Genomic DNA, 15883 nt, shown 5'->3' with positions numbered 1-15883 from the left:
GGATCGCGGGCGTGCCACCGGGTCACATCTGCTCGGCCGTCGAGTCGGAAACGGTATGGGGCACCGGGTTTCGGGCAGTTCGGCGGTAACCGCCCGGAGCGCTGCCGAACTCGCGCTTGAACGCTTTGGCAAAGGCGAACTCGGAGGTGTAGCCGGTGCGGGTGGCGATAGCGGCGAGCGGCTCGTCGGTGTCGCGCAATGCGCGGGCCGCCATGGTCATCCTCCACCAGGTCACGTACGCCAGCGGCGACCGACCGACCAGCTGGACGAACCGTTTGGCGAAGGCAGCGCGAGACAGCCGCGCCCGCCCGGCCAGCTGCTCGACCGTCCAGGGATGCGCCGGATCGTCGTGGATGTCCCGCAGCGCGACCGAAATCGATGAGTCGGCCAGCGCCGCCGCCCAGCCGGTCGACCCGTGGTGGGCCTGCTCGTCGTACCAGGCGCGCAAGAGGTACAGCAGCAACGTGTCCAGCAAGCTGGGCACGATGGCGTCGGTGCCATAACCCGGCCGCTCCAACTCGGCGCCGAGCAGCTCGGTCGCGGCCCGCAGATTCGGATGCCGCCCCACCCGGGCCGGCAAGTGGATGAACTCGGGCAACTCGGTGAGCAGCGGGTGCGGCATCGACTGGTCCATCAAGTAGGCACCGCACAGCATGACGACTTCTGCGTCCTCCGCAGCCGCGCCCACGGCGGCTGCGGTGAGCGTTTCCCGCCTCGTAAGCCGGGCCGCGGTCCTCGGCGAGTCGGCCATGACGTGCTCGGCGGCGCGCGGGCGGAGGAACACCACGTCCCCCACACCGAGCGGAATCGGCTCCGCCCCGGACCGCAGCAGCCAGCACGAACCCTGGAGCACCACGTGAAAACCGGCGCCGGGAGCGGACTCGAACCTCGTAGCCCACGGCGCTCGTTTGCGCGTCAGGTTGGAATGCGGTCGGCCGGTTCGCATCGCCGCGATCACGTCGCTGAGCACGTCCATGAGGGCACGCTATCGCAGAAGGCGTGATGTAGACGATCAGACATAAACACAGGATTCCTCGACATTGTTCGTATTCCGCAGTGGTCATACGGTCATTCATGTCAACCACCTGGAGACAAAGGAACCGACATGACAATCGCCGTCTACGGCGCCAGCGGGCACACCGGAAAGCTCATCCTCTCCGATCTTCGCCGGCGCGGCGTCAGTCCGGTGCTGGTCGGCAGGGACGCCGACCGGCTGCGCGCGGCCGCAGCCGAGTCCGGACTGCCGGACGCCGCCATCCGCGTCGCCCCGCTCGACGACCGGGCCCTCGCGGACGCGTTCCGCGACGTCGACGTCGTGATCAACGCTGTGGCACCGTTCGTCGAGTTCGGCGAGCCGGTGCTGCGCGCGGCAATCACGGCCGGTGCGCACTACGTCGACATCAGCGGGGAACAGGCACACGTCAGGCGGGTCTTCGACGCCTACGCCGAGCCGGCCCGGCAGGCGGGCGTGACGGTCGTGCCGATGGTCAACGACGGCGGCTTCCTCGGCGATCTGATCAGCTCGCTTACCGCCGCACGGGTCGAACGCCCTGAACAGGTGACGCTCGCGCACCGGATCACCGGCGGCACCGGGATATCCCGTGGCAGCGGCCGGACCGCGGCCGCCAACGCCGACGCATTCGCCTCCGGCGGTGAGATCTACACCAGGGGCGGCTGGCGGACGGAAACCCCGGCACGAACGACCAAGGTCACCTTCCCCGGCGACGCCCGGCCCTCCGAGGTGGTGAAATTCGCTCTGACCGAGGTGATCACCGTGCCCCGGCATGTACCAGCCGACCATGTCGAAGGGGTCGCCGACACCGAGATCGCGACGCTTTTCGTCAACATCACCCCCGAACTCGCCGAGGCCCTACCCGAGTTCCCCCAGGACGACCCGGACAACCCCGACCGCTTCCTGGTGCTGGCCGACATCACCGGGTCGGGCGGTGCCGCCCGCGGATACGTCGAGGGCACCAACACCTACCGATTCACGGCCATCGCCGCGGCCGAAGCGGCGGTCCGGCTCGCCACCGACGGCGCCGAGTCCGGCGTGCTCGCGCCGAGCCAGGCATTCGACCCATCGCGCATCCTGGAATCTCTTGCGCCCCATGGAATTAGCTGGTCGGTGCAGCCGATCGCAAGAAGTAGGTCGAATGGACACCAGAAAACCGATTGAGGGCCGGATGCTTCAATCCATAGGCTCGGCGCGTGAACGACAATCCGAGGCTACTGAATGTGGTCGATGTCGAGGCGACGTGCTGGGACGGCCCGGCGCCTGTGGGATCGGTCAGCGAAATCATCGAGATCGGCTTGACCGTTGTGGATCTCGATTCGTGCGCTCGGATTGCCAAGCACCGCATCCTGGTTCGGCCTGACCGCTCCACGGTCAGCGAGTTCTGCACCGAACTCACCGGACTCACCCAGGCCGAAGTCGACACCGGCATCGAGTTCGCCGACGCGTGCCGCCTGCTGGCGAGCGAGCATCAGGCCGGACTTCGGCCGTGGGCCAGCTGGGGTGACTACGACCGCAAACAGTTCGAATGGCAGTGCGCTGCCGCCGATGTCGAATATCCCTTCGGAAAACGCCATACGAATGCCAAGCAGGTATTTTCGGAGTCCTACGGATCGAACCGCCGCCAGGGCATGGCGAGCGCGCTCCGCATTGCCGAGCTGCCCTTGGAGGGGCGTCACCATCGCGGTGCGGACGACGCCTGGAATATCGCCGCTCTCGTCTTGGACCTCATCGGACGAAACAGCTGGCGAATCACCTCCGGCGGCTGACGCGCCGGTCGCATGGTGTGCCGCGACAGCTCTCGCGGGCGCACGGCGTGTACACGTCGAGGTGTTGGTCGCACCGGCTACACCTCGACGTGCCCGCGGCGGCCCTAAACCCTTGCGGATGGCTTGATTTGCGCGATGATCGCGGTTCCCATCCAGCGGCGCAGATATCGCCGTAGATCGTCGTCGCTGCGTGGTGGATTGCCCGGGGAGATGAAGAACGACTGCATCGTTCGCAGGACATACTCGACGAGCTCGTGCAGAGATGCGTCGTCGTACCCGTAGTGCTCCCAATCGACGTCGAAGCGTCTGATCATCGTCATTCCGAAGGTTCGCGCTTCTTGGGAGGTGAGGCCGTCGGGATGGGCGTTCGAGTACGTGCCCGTCAGCAGAATGCCCAGATGCGGCGTTCGGCGCACCTCGGTCAACGTGTAGACCACTCCCTCGGTCATCGCCTCGACCGGGTCTTCGATGCCGCGGACATGCCCTGTCAGTCGATCGAGAAATCCGTCGACCGACGCGATCGCCGCGGCCTTCATCAGAGCGTCCGCGCTGGGAAAGTAGCGGTACACCGTCTGACGGATGACGCCCAGGGACTCCGCGACGTCGGCGATGCTGATTTCCGAACCCGTTCGCCCGATCAGATCGACCGCGGCGGCGACAATCCGACGGGACGCTTCCTCGTCGTTATCGGGCGGACTCCCGCCCCACCCGCGCCTTCCTGCCACTGCCCGCTTCCTCGGCTCGAACCATCTCGGTCACACGCAGCCCTCCGTGTGGGAAAAGCCCGCCGACCATCCGGATCAGGGGGCCTGACGGTACCACAGGGCCGTCCGGTGGCTGGTCGCGCGATTGGCAAGCCGTAACGACGATTCTGATCATACACAATCTCGTCTGTGTGTATGATCAGCGCCATCATGGCCTCGGCGCCTCCCCGACAAGGACGCCGACCAGCCCACTTCCGTACGACGAGGTATCGAAAAGTGACCGATCTTCATGTCCGAAAGATGAGTTTCGCGTTCGCGGACTACGACGTGCCCTTCCTCTGGAACCGAGCGAATCCGGCCTTCTCGAGCATGGCCAACGCGGTCTCGTTCCTGGCGATCGGCTTCGAAAAGATGATCGTGAAGATGATTCTGCAAACCAAGCCGCTGATCACCGACGCCGCGGTCGCCGAGGAGGCGGACGCTTTCATGCGCCAGGAAGGACAGCACTCGGCAGCACACCGCCAACACGTCAAGGGCCTGATCAAGCGGTACCCAGGGCTGCAAGAGACGCTCGATGAAGTAATCGGAGAGTTCGACCGGCTCACCAGGGAGACCTCGCTGAACTACCGGCTCGCCTACACCGCCGACCTGGAAGCGACCTTCACTCCGGTGTTCAAGTTGATGCTGGACCACGACTCGACGCTGTTCCGTCCCGGAGACGACCGAGTCGCGTCACTGTTCATCTGGCACTTCGTCGAGGAAGTCGAGCATCGAAGTTCCGCGCTCATCATCTTCGATTCCGTTGTGGGCAGCGACGTCTACCGGATGCGCATGGCCCCGTCCATCTTCCGGCACGTCATGAAGGTCATCAGGATGGCTTGCGAAGGGTTCAACAAGCATGTCCCGCTGGAGGATCGGAAGATCGACGCGCTATCGATGTTCGCGTCGTACCGGCGTAAGCAGAACCTGCGCAAATGGTTACCGCTGTTCAGCGCGGAGGACAACGGTCCGATGGAGCGAGCGTTCGACCATCTACCGCTCGGCGAGCAACTGACCGCGTTGGCCGGAATTGTCCGTAGCCAGTTGCCGAAACACAATCCTGCCCACGAAAAGCTACCAGCACTCGCCGACGTATGGTTCGAGCGCTACGAGGCCGGCTACGACGTCACGCACTGGTACACGGCCGACGCGGCCGCATCGTAGGAGGACTGATGGCCGATCATTGCTCACCCACCTTCGAGCAGCTCGCGACGGCACTCGGCTTCTCCTGTACGGAGGCCGGGGGAGTCGTCGAGGTCCGTAACCCGCTGGCGTTGGAGAACTGGACCCTGCCGGTCCTCGAGTTCACCATCGTCCTGGGCTCCGTGCTCGCGCTCATATTCGCCATCGTGCGCCTGCGCCGCAACGGCGATCCCACCAACCTGGCGCTGTGGTTCGGCGCCACCGCATACCTGTTCATCATCGAACCACCGCTGTACTTTCCCGCGGCTTTCGGCATCGAAGAGCACGTGGACACGATGTTCGCGCACAACGTTTTCACCGTGGACTTCCTGTGGGGCCGGCTCCCGCTGTACATCGTCGCGATCTACCCGCTGATGGCCACGCTAGCCTTTGAAATTGTCAGAACGCTGGGCGTTTTCCGGCAGTACGGCGCGCTCGTAGGTGCAGTCTGCGTAGGCTTCGTGCACCACGCGTTCTACGAGATCTTCGACCATCTCGGACCACAGCTGAGATGGTGGGAATGGTCGACGACGAACCCGATCAACCAACCCATGTTCGATTCGGTCCCACTGCCGAGCGTGGTCGTTTTCGCCGCTTTGTGGCCGATGTCGCTGGCACTCTGTGTCCAGTATTTCGTCGGTCGCTACGTCGACGAGGGCCGGTACTTCTCCGGCCTCCAGTTGCTCTCGCGCACAATCGCGATCGGTATCCTCGCATCGCTGGGCACGTTCATCCTTCCGCTACCGGCCACAGTCTTCGGAATGGGGAGCACGACGGTCCGCGGAGTCCTCTACGCGGCGGAACTGGTCATCGTCACGCTGGTCGCGATTCCGATTCTGGCACGTCAATGGTTGCGGCTGCGCCGGGAAACATCGGATGTTCCGCGATACACGAACAGCTTTGTCCAGTGCTACAGCGTGGTGTATCTATGCGTCATGGCGGTGCTGTGGGTCACCGCGTTGCCCGGCTTCTTCGGCGCCGTCGACGGTCGCACAAGCGAGGGAGACCCCGTTGGGAACCTGTGGTACACCCTGGGGTGCTTCATTGTCGCAATTCTCTGTGCTATCGCCATATTCACAGTGCCGCAAAGAAGAGCAGAAGAGCGCAGGAACACTTCCACCGGAGAATACGCAGCGACCGACGCGGCATAGGCAACCGGCTCATCCGGGGAGACAGACCGCAGGGTGCCGCACGAGCCGGAGAATGTATCGGTGTCAGGGTTCGAAGTCGTTTGCGCGGGTGACCGAAGTGGTCTGCACGATGCGATTTGTCATCCGGATGTCCGGCCCGGTGCGGGCTGCGTAGCTGGCGTTTTCAGGGCTTTCCCGGATGTGACGAGGGCGTTGATGGTGGGTTGGGTAGGTGCATGTCGGGTGAGGCCGCGCGTGAGGAATTGGGGCACGTGGAGCGGGTGTTCGATCGCTCGCTGCCGGGTACGACCGGCAGATCGGTTGGTCGGAACGCTTCCTGCTGGGTGATGCCCGCCGGTGGGCGGTCGGGCAGGCCCGCGGGGTGGTGGTCGAGATCGGTGTGGGCAGCGGGTTGAACTTGCCGCTCTGCGGCGCCGGGGTGGCCCGCGTGGTCGGGGTGGATCTGTCCGAGCCGATGCTCGCGCTCGCGCGGTCGCGGGCGGCGGCGGTGCCGGTGGAGCTGCGCCAAGGTGATGTGCAGCAGCTCGACCTGCCCGAGTCCTCGGCGGATGCGGTGGTCTCCACCTACACCTTCTGCACGATCCCGAATCCGGCGGCCGCTGCGTGGCGGGTGCTGCGCCCGGGTGGGGTGTTCGTGGCGGTCGAGCACGGCCCGGCCCGGTCCCGGGCGCTGGCGGCGGTGATGCGGTGGGTCGAGCCGCTGGCGGTGCGGATGGCGGCGGACTATCTGACCCGTGAACCGGTCGGCTACCTCACCGATGCCGGGTTCGGCATCGACTACGCCGACCGCACGGGCCGCGGTGGTGTCGTGTTCCGGGTGCGAGCCGGAACCCGGATAGACCGGACCGATCAGGCCACGGCCGGGTGCAGCAGGGCGGCCAGTTCGGGTGGGGTGGACATGGTTTGGCGCAGGCCGACGTCGGCGCGGCCGGTGTTGCCTTCAGGGGCGATTCCGGCCAGGGAGCCGGGGGCGGCGACGATGATCCGGACGATCTGTCCGAGGGCTTCGCGGCGGTCACGTTGGCGCACGGCCAGGGCGAACATGGCGATGTGGTTGCGGGTGTGCAGCCAGGGGTCGGGCTGGGACAGGATGTGCGCGCGTTCGAGGTGAGTCCACCGCTGTTCGTCGTCGGCAGCGGTCTTCGCAGCCGCCATCTCCTGTTGGTAGCGGATGCGGGCGGCGTGCGGGATACGGGGCATGGCAGAACCTTCGGTACGGAGGTGGTTAGTCGCAGCAGTCGCAGTCGTGACCAGTGCTGCGGCCGGTGGCGGTGAGGGCGGCCGGTGCGGGGCAGCAGGTGTCGCCTTTCCAGGCGTTGGTGCCTTCTTTCACGGCGACGACGGCGATGACCAGCGCGGCGATCGGGTCGGCCCAGGACCAGCCGAACAGGCTGTTGAGCAGCAATCCGACCAGCAGCACCGCCGAGAGGTAAGTGCACAGCAAGGTCTGCTTGGAATCGGCAACCGCGGAAGCGGAGCCGAGTTCGCGTCCGGCGCGGCGCTGCGCCCACGACAGCACGGGCATGATCACCAGGCTCGCGGCGGCGAGCCCGATGCCGATCGGGGAATGCTGGGCCTCGCCGATGCCGAGCAGGGCGCGGATGGAGTCGATGGTGACGTAGGCGGCGAGGGTGAAGAAGGAGAACGCGATGATCCGCAGAGCGATCTTCTCTCGCTGCTCCGGATCGCGGCCGGCGAACTGCCACGCCACCGCCGCCGCGGAGGACACCTCGATGACCGAGTCCAGGCCGAACCCGATCAGCGCGGTGGAGGACACGCGCGTGCCTTCGGTCAGGGCGATGATCGCCTCGATGACGTTGTAGGAGATGGTCGCGGCGACCAGCCAGCGGATCCGCCGCGCCAGCACCGCTTTGCGGTCCGCGCTGGGACCGACCGTTACCGCCGACGGCATCGAGGGCATCCCGAGCGAGGCCATCAGCAGCACCCCTCGGTGTCGGAGTCCGGGCAGCAGGCCGGATCGACCGCGAGCACCAATCCGAGCAGATCCTCGAGCACGACCGCGATACGGGTGTCGGCCAGCTCGTAGCGGGCGCGGCGGCCCTCGGGGACCGCGACGACCAGTCCGCACCCGCGCAAGCACGCCAGGTGGTTGGACAGGATCTGGCGCGTCACCCCGATCTGCTCGGCCAGGTCCGAGGGATACCCCGGTGCTCGGCGCAGGTTCAGCAGGATCTGGGTGCGGGTCGGGTCCGACAGCGCGTGCCCGAACCGGGCCAGGGCGTCGGTGTGCAGCACCGGCAATGTCTCCATGAACCTGACATTACACCCGAATCTGTATTCATAAAAGGATGAATCATTTCGAGCGGAGAGCTATGACTGGTAAAGACCTGTATTCAACTGGTCTGCATTCCCCCGAATCACCTCGTCGAGTCGCGGCCGGTTTCCCTGGTGGAGTAGGTCGTCCAGCTCCCACCAGCGTCGCCCCATACCCGGGTCAAGTGCTTGGCGGAGAAACCGAGTGCACCCGGGGACTGGCCGAGAGCCGCGTGGAGACGGACACGAAGACCGCAGTGCCTTGCGAAATCTTCTCCCGGCTCCCGCATCCGCACCCTTTCGTAGCCTTCCCTACCCCGCTTCCAGCGTCGATCGCGAAAGGCGGGCACCTGATCATCAGCGAGCCGCTGATGATCGTGGGGATGCTCATCGCTGGCGCCAACGAGTACGAGCAGATCTGCTCGACCGCCGACCCCCAGGCGCGGCGGCTGAACATAGCTCTGGCCCCCAGGGTCCGCTGAACGTCGAAAATTGGTCGAGACCAACATCTTCCGTGGGATGGCGGTGCCAAAGTGTCATGATCAACGGTGGTTATGGGTGCCCGATGTACCCAGTCAGGAGTGCTTGCGTGCCACGTGAAATCGATTCCGCGGTCTTCCCGCATCTGGAGGCGGACCTTGACCGTGTCCGTGACGTTCTGGGCCCCCTACAGCTGGAGGGGAGGCCGGAGCTGACCGCGCTCACCGACGAAGGGCCCGACGCCTCACGCCGCCTGGTCCGGCCCACCTTGAGCTTGCTGTCGTACTACCTGCTCACCGAATCCCGCGATCCCGGCCGACGAGCGGGCGGTGCGCGCCGCGGCCGCTGTGGAGTTGCTGCATCTGGGTTCGCTGTATCACGACGACGTCATCGATCACGCCTACCAGCGTCGCGGCCGCCCCAACGCCAACGCGGTGTGGGGTTCGCACATGGCCGTACTGGGTGGAGACTCGGTGACGTTCGCGGGCATGCGTATGCTGGCCGAACTTGGACAGCGCGAAGTTCTTGCGGCGACGACCGCGGGCGAGCAGATGTGCGCGGGCATGGCGCTCGAGGGCGCTGACCAGTATGTGGCCTCCCGCAGTGAGCAGGCCTACCTGGATGCGGTCGACGGTAAAACGGCGGCGGTGCTGTCGCTGGCCTGCCGGGTGGGCGCGATGCAGGCCGGCCGCCCCGAGGAGGACGAAGAGGCGTTGGCGGGGTTCGGTCGACAGTTCGGGTTGGCCTACCAGTTGTATGACGACATCCTCGATCTGACCTCGACCGCCGAGGAAATGGGCAAACCCGTCAACGCGGATCTGCCCGAGGGTATCTACACCCTTCCGGTGATCCGCGCCGCGGCCCGCGACCGGGACCTTGCTCGCCTGCTGCGCAGCAGAATGACCGGTGAGCAAGCCGCACATGCTCGCGAGCTCGTCCTCGCCTCCGGTGCCGTGGACGAGGCCCGGGCGGTGGCCGAGCAATTCCTGGACCAGGCTGCCGGTCGGCTCGCCGCCGTGCCCGTCGATCCGCGCGCCCGCCACGCGATGAGCGCCTACGCCCGGTCCATACTCGACCGGCTAACTCCGCTGCCTGCGATTCCCCTGGAGTCGATGCAGCCACCCGACACCGACAGTGATGCGCTCGTGCAGTGGTTGCGGAGCTGGGTGGTGGACACCGGCCTGGCGCGCACCCCCGCCGAGGCCGATTATCACCGATGGACAGGAGCGATCCCGGTTGTGGCACAAAGCTTGGCCCCAGCAGCGGACCCGGCCCGTGAACAGACCTTTGCCGCCGTGTTCACGCTGGCTCTTGTGTTGGACGACCTGTTCGAGGATCCGCAGCTGACCGACCCGCAAGCCGTCACCTCACTGCGGCGGGGTCTGGTGGCTGTGCTGCGCCAGGACCCGCAGACACCGTGGCGGCACGGCGCCATCGCGACTGCGTGGGCGAGTTTGTGGCCGCGGCTGCGGGAAGGCCGCTCGATCGGTTGGCAGGAGCGGTTCCTCGACGGCTTCGTGCAGTGGTGCGAGGCCGCCGAACGCGAAGCGCACCATCGCATCAACGGCTACATCCCGCCCTCGGCCGACTACCTGCCGTTGCGGATGTCGACCGGTGGGCTCGCCCTCCTCGTCGCATGCATGGAGGTGTACCAGGACCGAGAACTGCCGGCGACGCTGCGTAGCCACCCCGTCATCCGCCGTCTCGAGGAATTGCTGTCCTTTGTGGCGTTCGTGGAGAACGACGTGGTGGGGTTGGACCAGGACGAGGCCGATCGCGTCCCCTACAACCTGGTTCGCATGATCCGTCACGAGACCGGCTGCACCCGTAGTGAAGCCGCCGAACAGGTACAGCGCCAAGCAGCCGAGCACCGCGCCCAGCTCGAAGCGGTGACCCGCTACCTCCCTGCGCTGCTGCGAATGATTCCCGGCCTGTCCGGCCGGAGGAAAGACTATGCGCAGATATACGAGAAGATGACAACCTCCACCTCCGCAGCGCCGGACCTGGAACGCTTGCGCCGCGAGCTCTACTACCCGGCCGCCGAACCAGCTCAGGTTGCGCGGTAAACCCGCGCAGCCGGTCCGGGATGCGAATTCCGGGCAGGCCGGTCCGTGAGTATCACGTGCCGTTCAGTCTGCGGTGGACTCGGCTCGCAGGTAGCTGTAGACGGTTTCGCGGCTGATTCCGAACTCGATGGCCAGCACGGACTTTCGTTCCCCAGGGGGTTCCAGACTGTATCGGCCGAATTTCGGGCGGATATGGCGTAGTGGGTTGGTAGAGCAGAAAACGACCGTAGTGCAAACGACTTCGACACGCAGACCAACCTGCACCCGCCTGCGCGGGCCACCGAACCGCCAGGTCATCTATGCACACGACTTCGGACATTCACAATCGGCGCGCGGACCATCACGAAAGGCCCTCGACCGCAAGGAAATCAGCGAGCAGCGGCACGACCGTTGTCGGTGCATCGAGCGGAATGATGTGCGCACAGCCGGGAACCACATGATGGACCAGGTCGTCGGTGATGGGGGCCAATTGCCGGGCTAGCGCGTCGCCCACGGGATGGGCGCCGACGGCCTTGAAGGTGCGCTCGCGGCGCTACGCGCGTGGGCCGAGGAACACATGGCCGAGATCGACCGTGCCGACTCCGAAAGCACCGCATGACTGGGATACGCTGTACCCTAATAGTTTTGGCTGGTAGCCGGTCGATCAGGGTCCCAGCTGGGATGTGTTGGTTCGGCGCTTATGGCTCCAGCGGCCGGGGTCTGCTTCCAGGGCCGCGCGGTCCCAGTGGCCGAGTTCGGCTGCGGCCGCATATGTTGTGTCGAGGAACTCGAGTAGCGCCCGCTCCGGCTCGGCGGCACTACGCACCGCCTCGTATGGCAGCAGAAACTGGCGGTTGTCTCTGCTGTAGAACGCTTCGCGCGGTTCGACGCTAGATTCGGCGAATCCGTCGGGTTCCGGATATGCGTAGGCGTAGAAGGCGCCCTCCGCACCACCGCCCGGCCAGAATCCGCAGCTGCTCAATTCGTGCGAGTAGCCCTCGACCATCACCCAGTCGCCGCAGTTGGGAGCACCACCCGGGTGTTGCGGCGCGGTCCGCCCGGAGAACCGGGTACATGCGAGATCCATCGCTCCCCAAAAGAAGTGCACGGGGCTCACCTTGCCGATGAAACGTGATCGGAACTCGTGCAGGACGCGGTCGGCGGCGACCAATTGCCGCCAGAACGTGGTGGCGGCCGCCGCATCATAGGACCGATGCTCGTAGTCGTCGGCAAAGGGAATCGCCGGATCGACCTCGTTGGGTCTGGCTTGGATCCGCACGGTAATTCCGAGTTCATCGAGGGCGGTGATGGTTTCGGCGTAGAAGACCGCGACCGGTTTGGGTGCGAGCGCAACCCGCCGGGTGCGACCATCGCTGGACCGGACGTGAAGCTGATGGTCGGCGAAGTCGAACTCGATGTCGAACGAACCCGCCGCATGCGGAATAGCAGAGGTGGTCAGACCACGCGGGCTGACGTAGAGCGTGACCTGCCACCAGTGGTTGACCAACGGAGCGTGGGAGAGCCTGATTTTGCCGACAATCTGGGTCCACATATGCAAGGTTTCGCGTGTCGGAGTCCAGTCATCAACTCGCAATGCCGGCCACGCCCGCAGACGGGGAGTGAAATCTGTGTCCTTCACTGCTCCACGCACCTCCTTGTTCTTCGGAAAACTTCCCTTCGATCATCGGGCGGCCCGCACGCCGCCAGTCACAATTTGGTCGCCGCATCTCCTGTACAGCGCTCTTTCACATGAACGTACCTTTGGGCGGTTGCTTCGGACGCCGAACCTCCAATACCGGAACCACCGGCACCCGCCCGGGGTCGGCAACCGTCCGCCTGGCACTCACTACCGCCATCACCGGGTACCCGGTTCGGGTCGGCGCACCCTTTCCACCTACCGGCGCCGGGCGGGCAGCGCGCGTTGCGGGTCCCGCCGCGTAGCGGCACGAAGTGGCGGCCGCCATGGACGCGACCGGCAGACCGTATCGGCGCGAGGGAAATGTAACGGCACGCAATAGGCATCGAAGTTGCGGGCGTGTCGCCGGTTGGGACGGATACTCGGCTCATCCACGCAAGAAGGACCGGAACGATGCACGTGAAGAACATGAGCCTCGGCAGTCTGCTGATCCTGGCCTGGTTGATCGTCGGGGTGATCGCGGCGGGCCAGCGCGACTACTTCGACAGCGGCCCGATCAACTGCGCAAGCTTCGGCTCGATCGCGCTGACGGTCGTCGCCGGTCCACTGAATTACCTGGGACTGAATCCCAAGATCACGGATTGCAATGTGCCCCAGCCGAGTCCGTAGCGAACCAGCTAGGGCGCGTCCGCTGTCGCGGTCGACCAGGTCTTCGGCCGACGATTCGCGGAACGCTTCCAGCACGCATTCGACCGTATGCCGACGGGCATCGGAGGCGAGCGGCGTCGATCTACCCATATAGACAAATAGTTTAATATGTGCTTATTTTAGTTACATGTCAGCCGATCATCAGCGCCCAATGGCCCCTGCCGCATGACCAACGGCATGTACTCGCGATACGTTGCTCTCGGTGACAGCCAGACCGAAGGCGTCGGTGACGGCGACGACCGAACCGGGTTGCGCGGCGTGGCCGACCGCCTGGCGGACCGTCTCGCGGCGTCTAATCCCGAGCTGCGGTATGCCAACCTCGCCGTGCGCGGCAAGCTCGCCGGACAGGTCCGTTCCGAGCAGCTCGAAGCCGCACTGCGGTTGCGCCCGGATCTGGTCACCGTGGCCGCCGGCGTCAACGACCTCTTGCGCCCCGGTTTCGATGCCGACGAGGTCGCCGGCCATCTGGACGCGATGTTCGCCGAACTCACCTCCCACGGTGCGGTCGTGGCCACCGTGACCTTCCCGGAGGTCGTGCGGATCACCCCGCTCGCCCGCCCGATCAGCGGCCGCGTCAGGGCACTCAACCAGCGCATTCGAGCATCTGCCGAACGCCACCGCGTCATCGTCGCCGACACCGCCCGCCATGCGGTGGTCACCGATCCACGACTGTGGAGCCCCGACCGGCTGCACGCCGGCCCGCTGGGCCATCAGCGCATCGCCGACGCGCTCGCCCACGCCCTGCAACTGCCCGGCAGCGATGACAGCTGGAGCAGGCCCCTGATGCCGCCACTACCCGTGAGCGGCTCGTTGACCGACGAACTCCGCTGGGCAGCGACCTTTCTCGGACCGTGGATAGGACGCCGCCTCACCGGAAGATCCTCCGGCGACGGCCGCACCGCTAAGCGGCCCGACCTACTGCCGGTTCGCGACCGGGAGGGCACCCAGTGCGATCCGATCGCCGATCTGCCTCGAGGGTGACCACCGGCGCGGAGCTTTGTCCGGACAAATTCGTCAGTGCCGCACCGTGGTGTCGAAAAAGTGCCGGGAGGCTCGATAGACGTGGCGACCCAGCTCGACAGGCCGCCCCGAGTCGTCGAAGGCGACGCGCTGCATCGTGAGCAACGGCGCATTGGTGCGCTCGTCCAGCAGCTGCGCCTCCGCGCGGGTAGCGCTGCGTGCGCCGATCCGCTGCCGCGCGAGCGCGATGTGGATCCCCTTGGCGCGCAGACATTCATAGAATCCGTTCGCTTCGAGCTGGTCGGGCGCCGGTGCGTATTCCGCGGGCACGTGATTGGTCATGATTGCCAGTGGTTCACTGCCCGCCCGACGCAGTCGGCGAAACGTCACGAAACGTGCGTCCGCGGGCACGCCCAGCTCCTTGGCGATATCGGCGTCCGGCGTACCGAGCTGGTAATCGAGCAATTCGGTGGTCGGCCCTTGGCCTGCGGTGAGCAGGTCGTCGTAGAGGCTGGTCAGCTCGACAGGGCGGCGAACTTGGCTCTGCACCACTTGGGTGCCAACCCCTCGCCTGCGCGCCAGCAGCCCCTTGTCGACGAGGGCCTGAATCGCCTGGCGGACCGTCGGGCGGGATACATTCAGGCGTTTGGCCAGTGCGACCTCGTTTTCGATCCGGTCGCCCGGCGTCAGTCGCCCCTCTATGATCGCTTGCTCGACGGCTTGCTCGAGTTGGAAGTACATCGGCACCGGGCTGTTCCGGTCGATGGGGATATCCAAGGGCGCGGACATCGGTGGCTCCTCGGGAAAGGGTCGGCTCCGGCGCGTTCATCGTAGGCCTTTTCAGGCCGCTCGGATGCCGAGTTGTCATTAAGTCAGTATGTCACGACAAAGTCTTGACAACCAGAATGTCGTGGCGCACAGTCGGAGCAGCGGAAACGCAGTCCTCGTGTGCCCCGAACCCGAAATTCGCGCCGTCGCTGACTGGAAAGGCCTGATCCGATGACCGAAGCCACGCTGACCGCCCCTCCCACGATCACGCCGCCGATCCGATCGTATGCCGAACTGTCCGAGGTCCGCGCCGCCGATCCCGCGGCGATCGCACGGGCGTTCGAGGCGCGCAAGAGCCGGGAGCTGGTGCGCGGTAACGGCCGGTTGATGATCATCGCCGCCGACCATCCCGCGCGCGGAGCACTGTCTGCCTCCGGCGACCCACATGCGATGAACGATCGCAAAGAACTGCTGGACCGGTTGGTCATGGCCTTGAACCGGCCAGGCGTGGACGGCGTGCTCGGCACCGCCGACGTCATCGAGGACCTGCTGCTGCTCGGAGCGCTGGAAGACAAGGTCGTGTTCGGCTCGATGAACCGGGGTGGCCTGGCGGGCGCGGACTTCGAACTCGATGACCGGATGACCGCCTACACCGCCGCCGCCACCGCGGCGGCGGGCCTCAACGGCGCGAAGATGCTCAACCGGTTCGATCTCACCGACCCCGGCACCCTGTCGATGATGACCGCGAGCGCGGCCGCCATCGATGAACTCGCCGCGCACGGATTGGTCGCGATGCTGGAACCGTTCATGTCGCACCGCCCGGCAGGTCCGGGCACCGGGGTCGTCAACGACCTGTCGCCGGATGCGGTGATCAAGAGCATGCACCTGGCGCAGGGCCTGGGCTCCACTTCGGCCTACACCTGGTTGAAGCTGCCCGTCGTCGAGCAGATGGAACGCGTCATGGACGCGACCACCTTGCCCACGCTGCTGTTGGGCGGTGACTCGCAGACCGCACCCGAGACGACCTACGCCCGTTGGGCGAAAGCCCTTGCCCTGCCGGGTGTTCGGGGGCTGGTCGTCGGTCGCGCACTGCTGTATCCACGCGACGGCGACGTCGCCGGGGCCGTCGACACAGCCGTGTCCTTGGTGCGGTGA

At 65.9% G+C, this 15883-nt stretch carries 17 protein-coding genes and 1 pseudogene; 10 read left to right on the top strand and 8 right to left on the bottom strand.

Annotated elements, in window-relative coordinates:
• Nucleotides 1-22: 22 nt before the first annotated feature.
• Nucleotides 23-976 carry an AraC family transcriptional regulator gene (locus tag AB0M45_RS29845; RefSeq protein WP_364336052.1) on the bottom strand — a complete coding sequence of 318 codons (954 nt, stop codon included), beginning with the start codon at nucleotides 974-976 and terminating at the stop codon, nucleotides 23-25.
• A gap of 129 nt (nucleotides 977-1105) precedes the next feature.
• On the opposite strand from AB0M45_RS29845, the gene AB0M45_RS29840 reads away from it, so the two are divergent.
• The gene (locus tag AB0M45_RS29840; protein ID WP_364336050.1) at nucleotides 1106-2176 is read left to right on the top strand and encodes a saccharopine dehydrogenase NADP-binding domain-containing protein; all 1071 of its coding nucleotides are present in this window, start codon (nucleotides 1106-1108) and stop codon (nucleotides 2174-2176) included.
• A gap of 32 nt (nucleotides 2177-2208) precedes the next feature.
• Nucleotides 2209-2781: a 3'-5' exonuclease gene (locus AB0M45_RS29835; RefSeq protein WP_364336048.1), complete on the top strand. Its 573-nt coding sequence runs from the start codon at nucleotides 2209-2211 to the stop codon at nucleotides 2779-2781.
• Between the two features lie 104 nt (nucleotides 2782-2885).
• Here the strand turns inward: AB0M45_RS29835 and AB0M45_RS29830 are convergent, their stop codons facing one another.
• On the bottom strand, nucleotides 2886-3506 hold the full coding sequence (locus AB0M45_RS29830; RefSeq protein ID WP_364336046.1) for a TetR/AcrR family transcriptional regulator: 621 nt from the start codon (nucleotides 3504-3506) through the stop codon (nucleotides 2886-2888).
• A 255-nt stretch (nucleotides 3507-3761) separates the two neighbouring features.
• Here AB0M45_RS29830 and AB0M45_RS29825 point away from each other — a divergent pair, with 255 nt between their 5' ends.
• The 3 genes and pseudogenes from AB0M45_RS29825 to AB0M45_RS29815 form a co-directional block, all read left to right on the top strand.
• Nucleotides 3762-4688, top strand: a complete 927-nt coding sequence (locus AB0M45_RS29825; protein WP_364336044.1) for a metal-dependent hydrolase — start codon at nucleotides 3762-3764, stop codon at nucleotides 4686-4688.
• Between the two features lie 8 nt (nucleotides 4689-4696).
• The gene (locus AB0M45_RS29820) at nucleotides 4697-5857 is read left to right on the top strand and encodes a hypothetical protein (RefSeq protein WP_364336042.1); all 1161 of its coding nucleotides are present in this window, start codon (nucleotides 4697-4699) and stop codon (nucleotides 5855-5857) included.
• Between the two features lie 361 nt (nucleotides 5858-6218).
• A pseudogene (locus AB0M45_RS29815) lies at nucleotides 6219-6455 on the top strand (class I SAM-dependent methyltransferase); the annotation flags it as partial.
• 251 nt (nucleotides 6456-6706) lie between these two features.
• Here the strand turns inward: AB0M45_RS29815 and AB0M45_RS29810 are convergent.
• The 3 genes from AB0M45_RS29810 to AB0M45_RS29800 are packed head-to-tail and all read right to left on the bottom strand — an operon-like array spanning nucleotide 6707 to nucleotide 8128.
• Entirely contained in the window at nucleotides 6707-7057 is a 351-nt protein-coding gene (locus AB0M45_RS29810; protein WP_364336040.1) for a DUF3703 domain-containing protein, read from the bottom strand.
• Between the two features lie 25 nt (nucleotides 7058-7082).
• Nucleotides 7083-7793 (bottom strand): cation transporter, encoded by a 711-nt coding sequence (locus tag AB0M45_RS29805; protein ID WP_364336038.1) that lies wholly within the window; start codon nucleotides 7791-7793, stop codon nucleotides 7083-7085.
• Nucleotides 7793-8128 (bottom strand): metalloregulator ArsR/SmtB family transcription factor, encoded by a 336-nt coding sequence (locus AB0M45_RS29800; protein ID WP_364336036.1) that lies wholly within the window; start codon nucleotides 8126-8128, stop codon nucleotides 7793-7795. Before AB0M45_RS29800 ends, AB0M45_RS29805 begins: the two co-directional genes overlap by 1 nt.
• A 236-nt stretch (nucleotides 8129-8364) precedes the next feature.
• On the opposite strand from AB0M45_RS29800, the gene AB0M45_RS29795 reads away from it, so the two are divergent.
• Nucleotides 8365-8613, top strand: coding sequence for a hypothetical protein (locus tag AB0M45_RS29795; RefSeq protein ID WP_364336034.1), 249 nt, complete (start codon nucleotides 8365-8367; stop codon nucleotides 8611-8613).
• A gap of 327 nt (nucleotides 8614-8940) precedes the next feature.
• Nucleotides 8941-10677, top strand: coding sequence for a polyprenyl synthetase family protein (locus tag AB0M45_RS29790; protein WP_364336032.1), 1737 nt, complete (start codon nucleotides 8941-8943; stop codon nucleotides 10675-10677).
• Between the two features lie 340 nt (nucleotides 10678-11017).
• Here the strand turns inward: AB0M45_RS29790 and AB0M45_RS29785 are convergent, their stop codons facing one another.
• Together AB0M45_RS29785 and AB0M45_RS29780 are read right to left on the bottom strand one after the other, a co-directional pair.
• Entirely contained in the window at nucleotides 11018-11170 is a 153-nt protein-coding gene (locus tag AB0M45_RS29785) for a hypothetical protein (protein ID WP_364336030.1), read from the bottom strand.
• A 150-nt stretch (nucleotides 11171-11320) separates the two neighbouring features.
• A complete protein-coding gene (locus tag AB0M45_RS29780; protein ID WP_364336117.1) occupies nucleotides 11321-12250 on the bottom strand; it encodes a DUF5996 family protein in 930 nt (309 codons plus the stop codon).
• Between the two features lie 495 nt (nucleotides 12251-12745).
• Between AB0M45_RS29780 and AB0M45_RS29775 the strand changes: the two genes are divergently transcribed.
• Nucleotides 12746-12961, top strand: a complete 216-nt coding sequence (locus tag AB0M45_RS29775) for a hypothetical protein (protein ID WP_364336028.1) — start codon at nucleotides 12746-12748, stop codon at nucleotides 12959-12961.
• Nucleotides 12962-13165: 204 nt separating this feature from the next.
• Nucleotides 13166-13981, top strand: a complete 816-nt coding sequence (locus tag AB0M45_RS29770; RefSeq protein ID WP_364336026.1) for an SGNH/GDSL hydrolase family protein — start codon at nucleotides 13166-13168, stop codon at nucleotides 13979-13981.
• A gap of 33 nt (nucleotides 13982-14014) precedes the next feature.
• On the opposite strand, the gene AB0M45_RS29765 is transcribed toward AB0M45_RS29770, so the two are convergent.
• Nucleotides 14015-14749 (bottom strand): GntR family transcriptional regulator, encoded by a 735-nt coding sequence (locus tag AB0M45_RS29765; protein ID WP_364336024.1) that lies wholly within the window; start codon nucleotides 14747-14749, stop codon nucleotides 14015-14017.
• Nucleotides 14750-14959: 210 nt separating this feature from the next.
• On the opposite strand from AB0M45_RS29765, the gene AB0M45_RS29760 reads away from it, so the two are divergent.
• Entirely contained in the window at nucleotides 14960-15883 is a 924-nt protein-coding gene (locus AB0M45_RS29760; RefSeq protein WP_364336022.1) for an aldolase, read from the top strand.

It is taken from the genome of Nocardia sp. NPDC051787, from assembly GCF_040681325.1.
In the GTDB taxonomy this organism is placed as follows: Bacteria; Actinomycetota; Actinomycetes; order Mycobacteriales; family Mycobacteriaceae; genus Nocardia.
The sequence above is the reverse complement of the archived record's forward strand: the minus strand, read 5'-3'. Positions and strand labels throughout refer to the sequence as shown.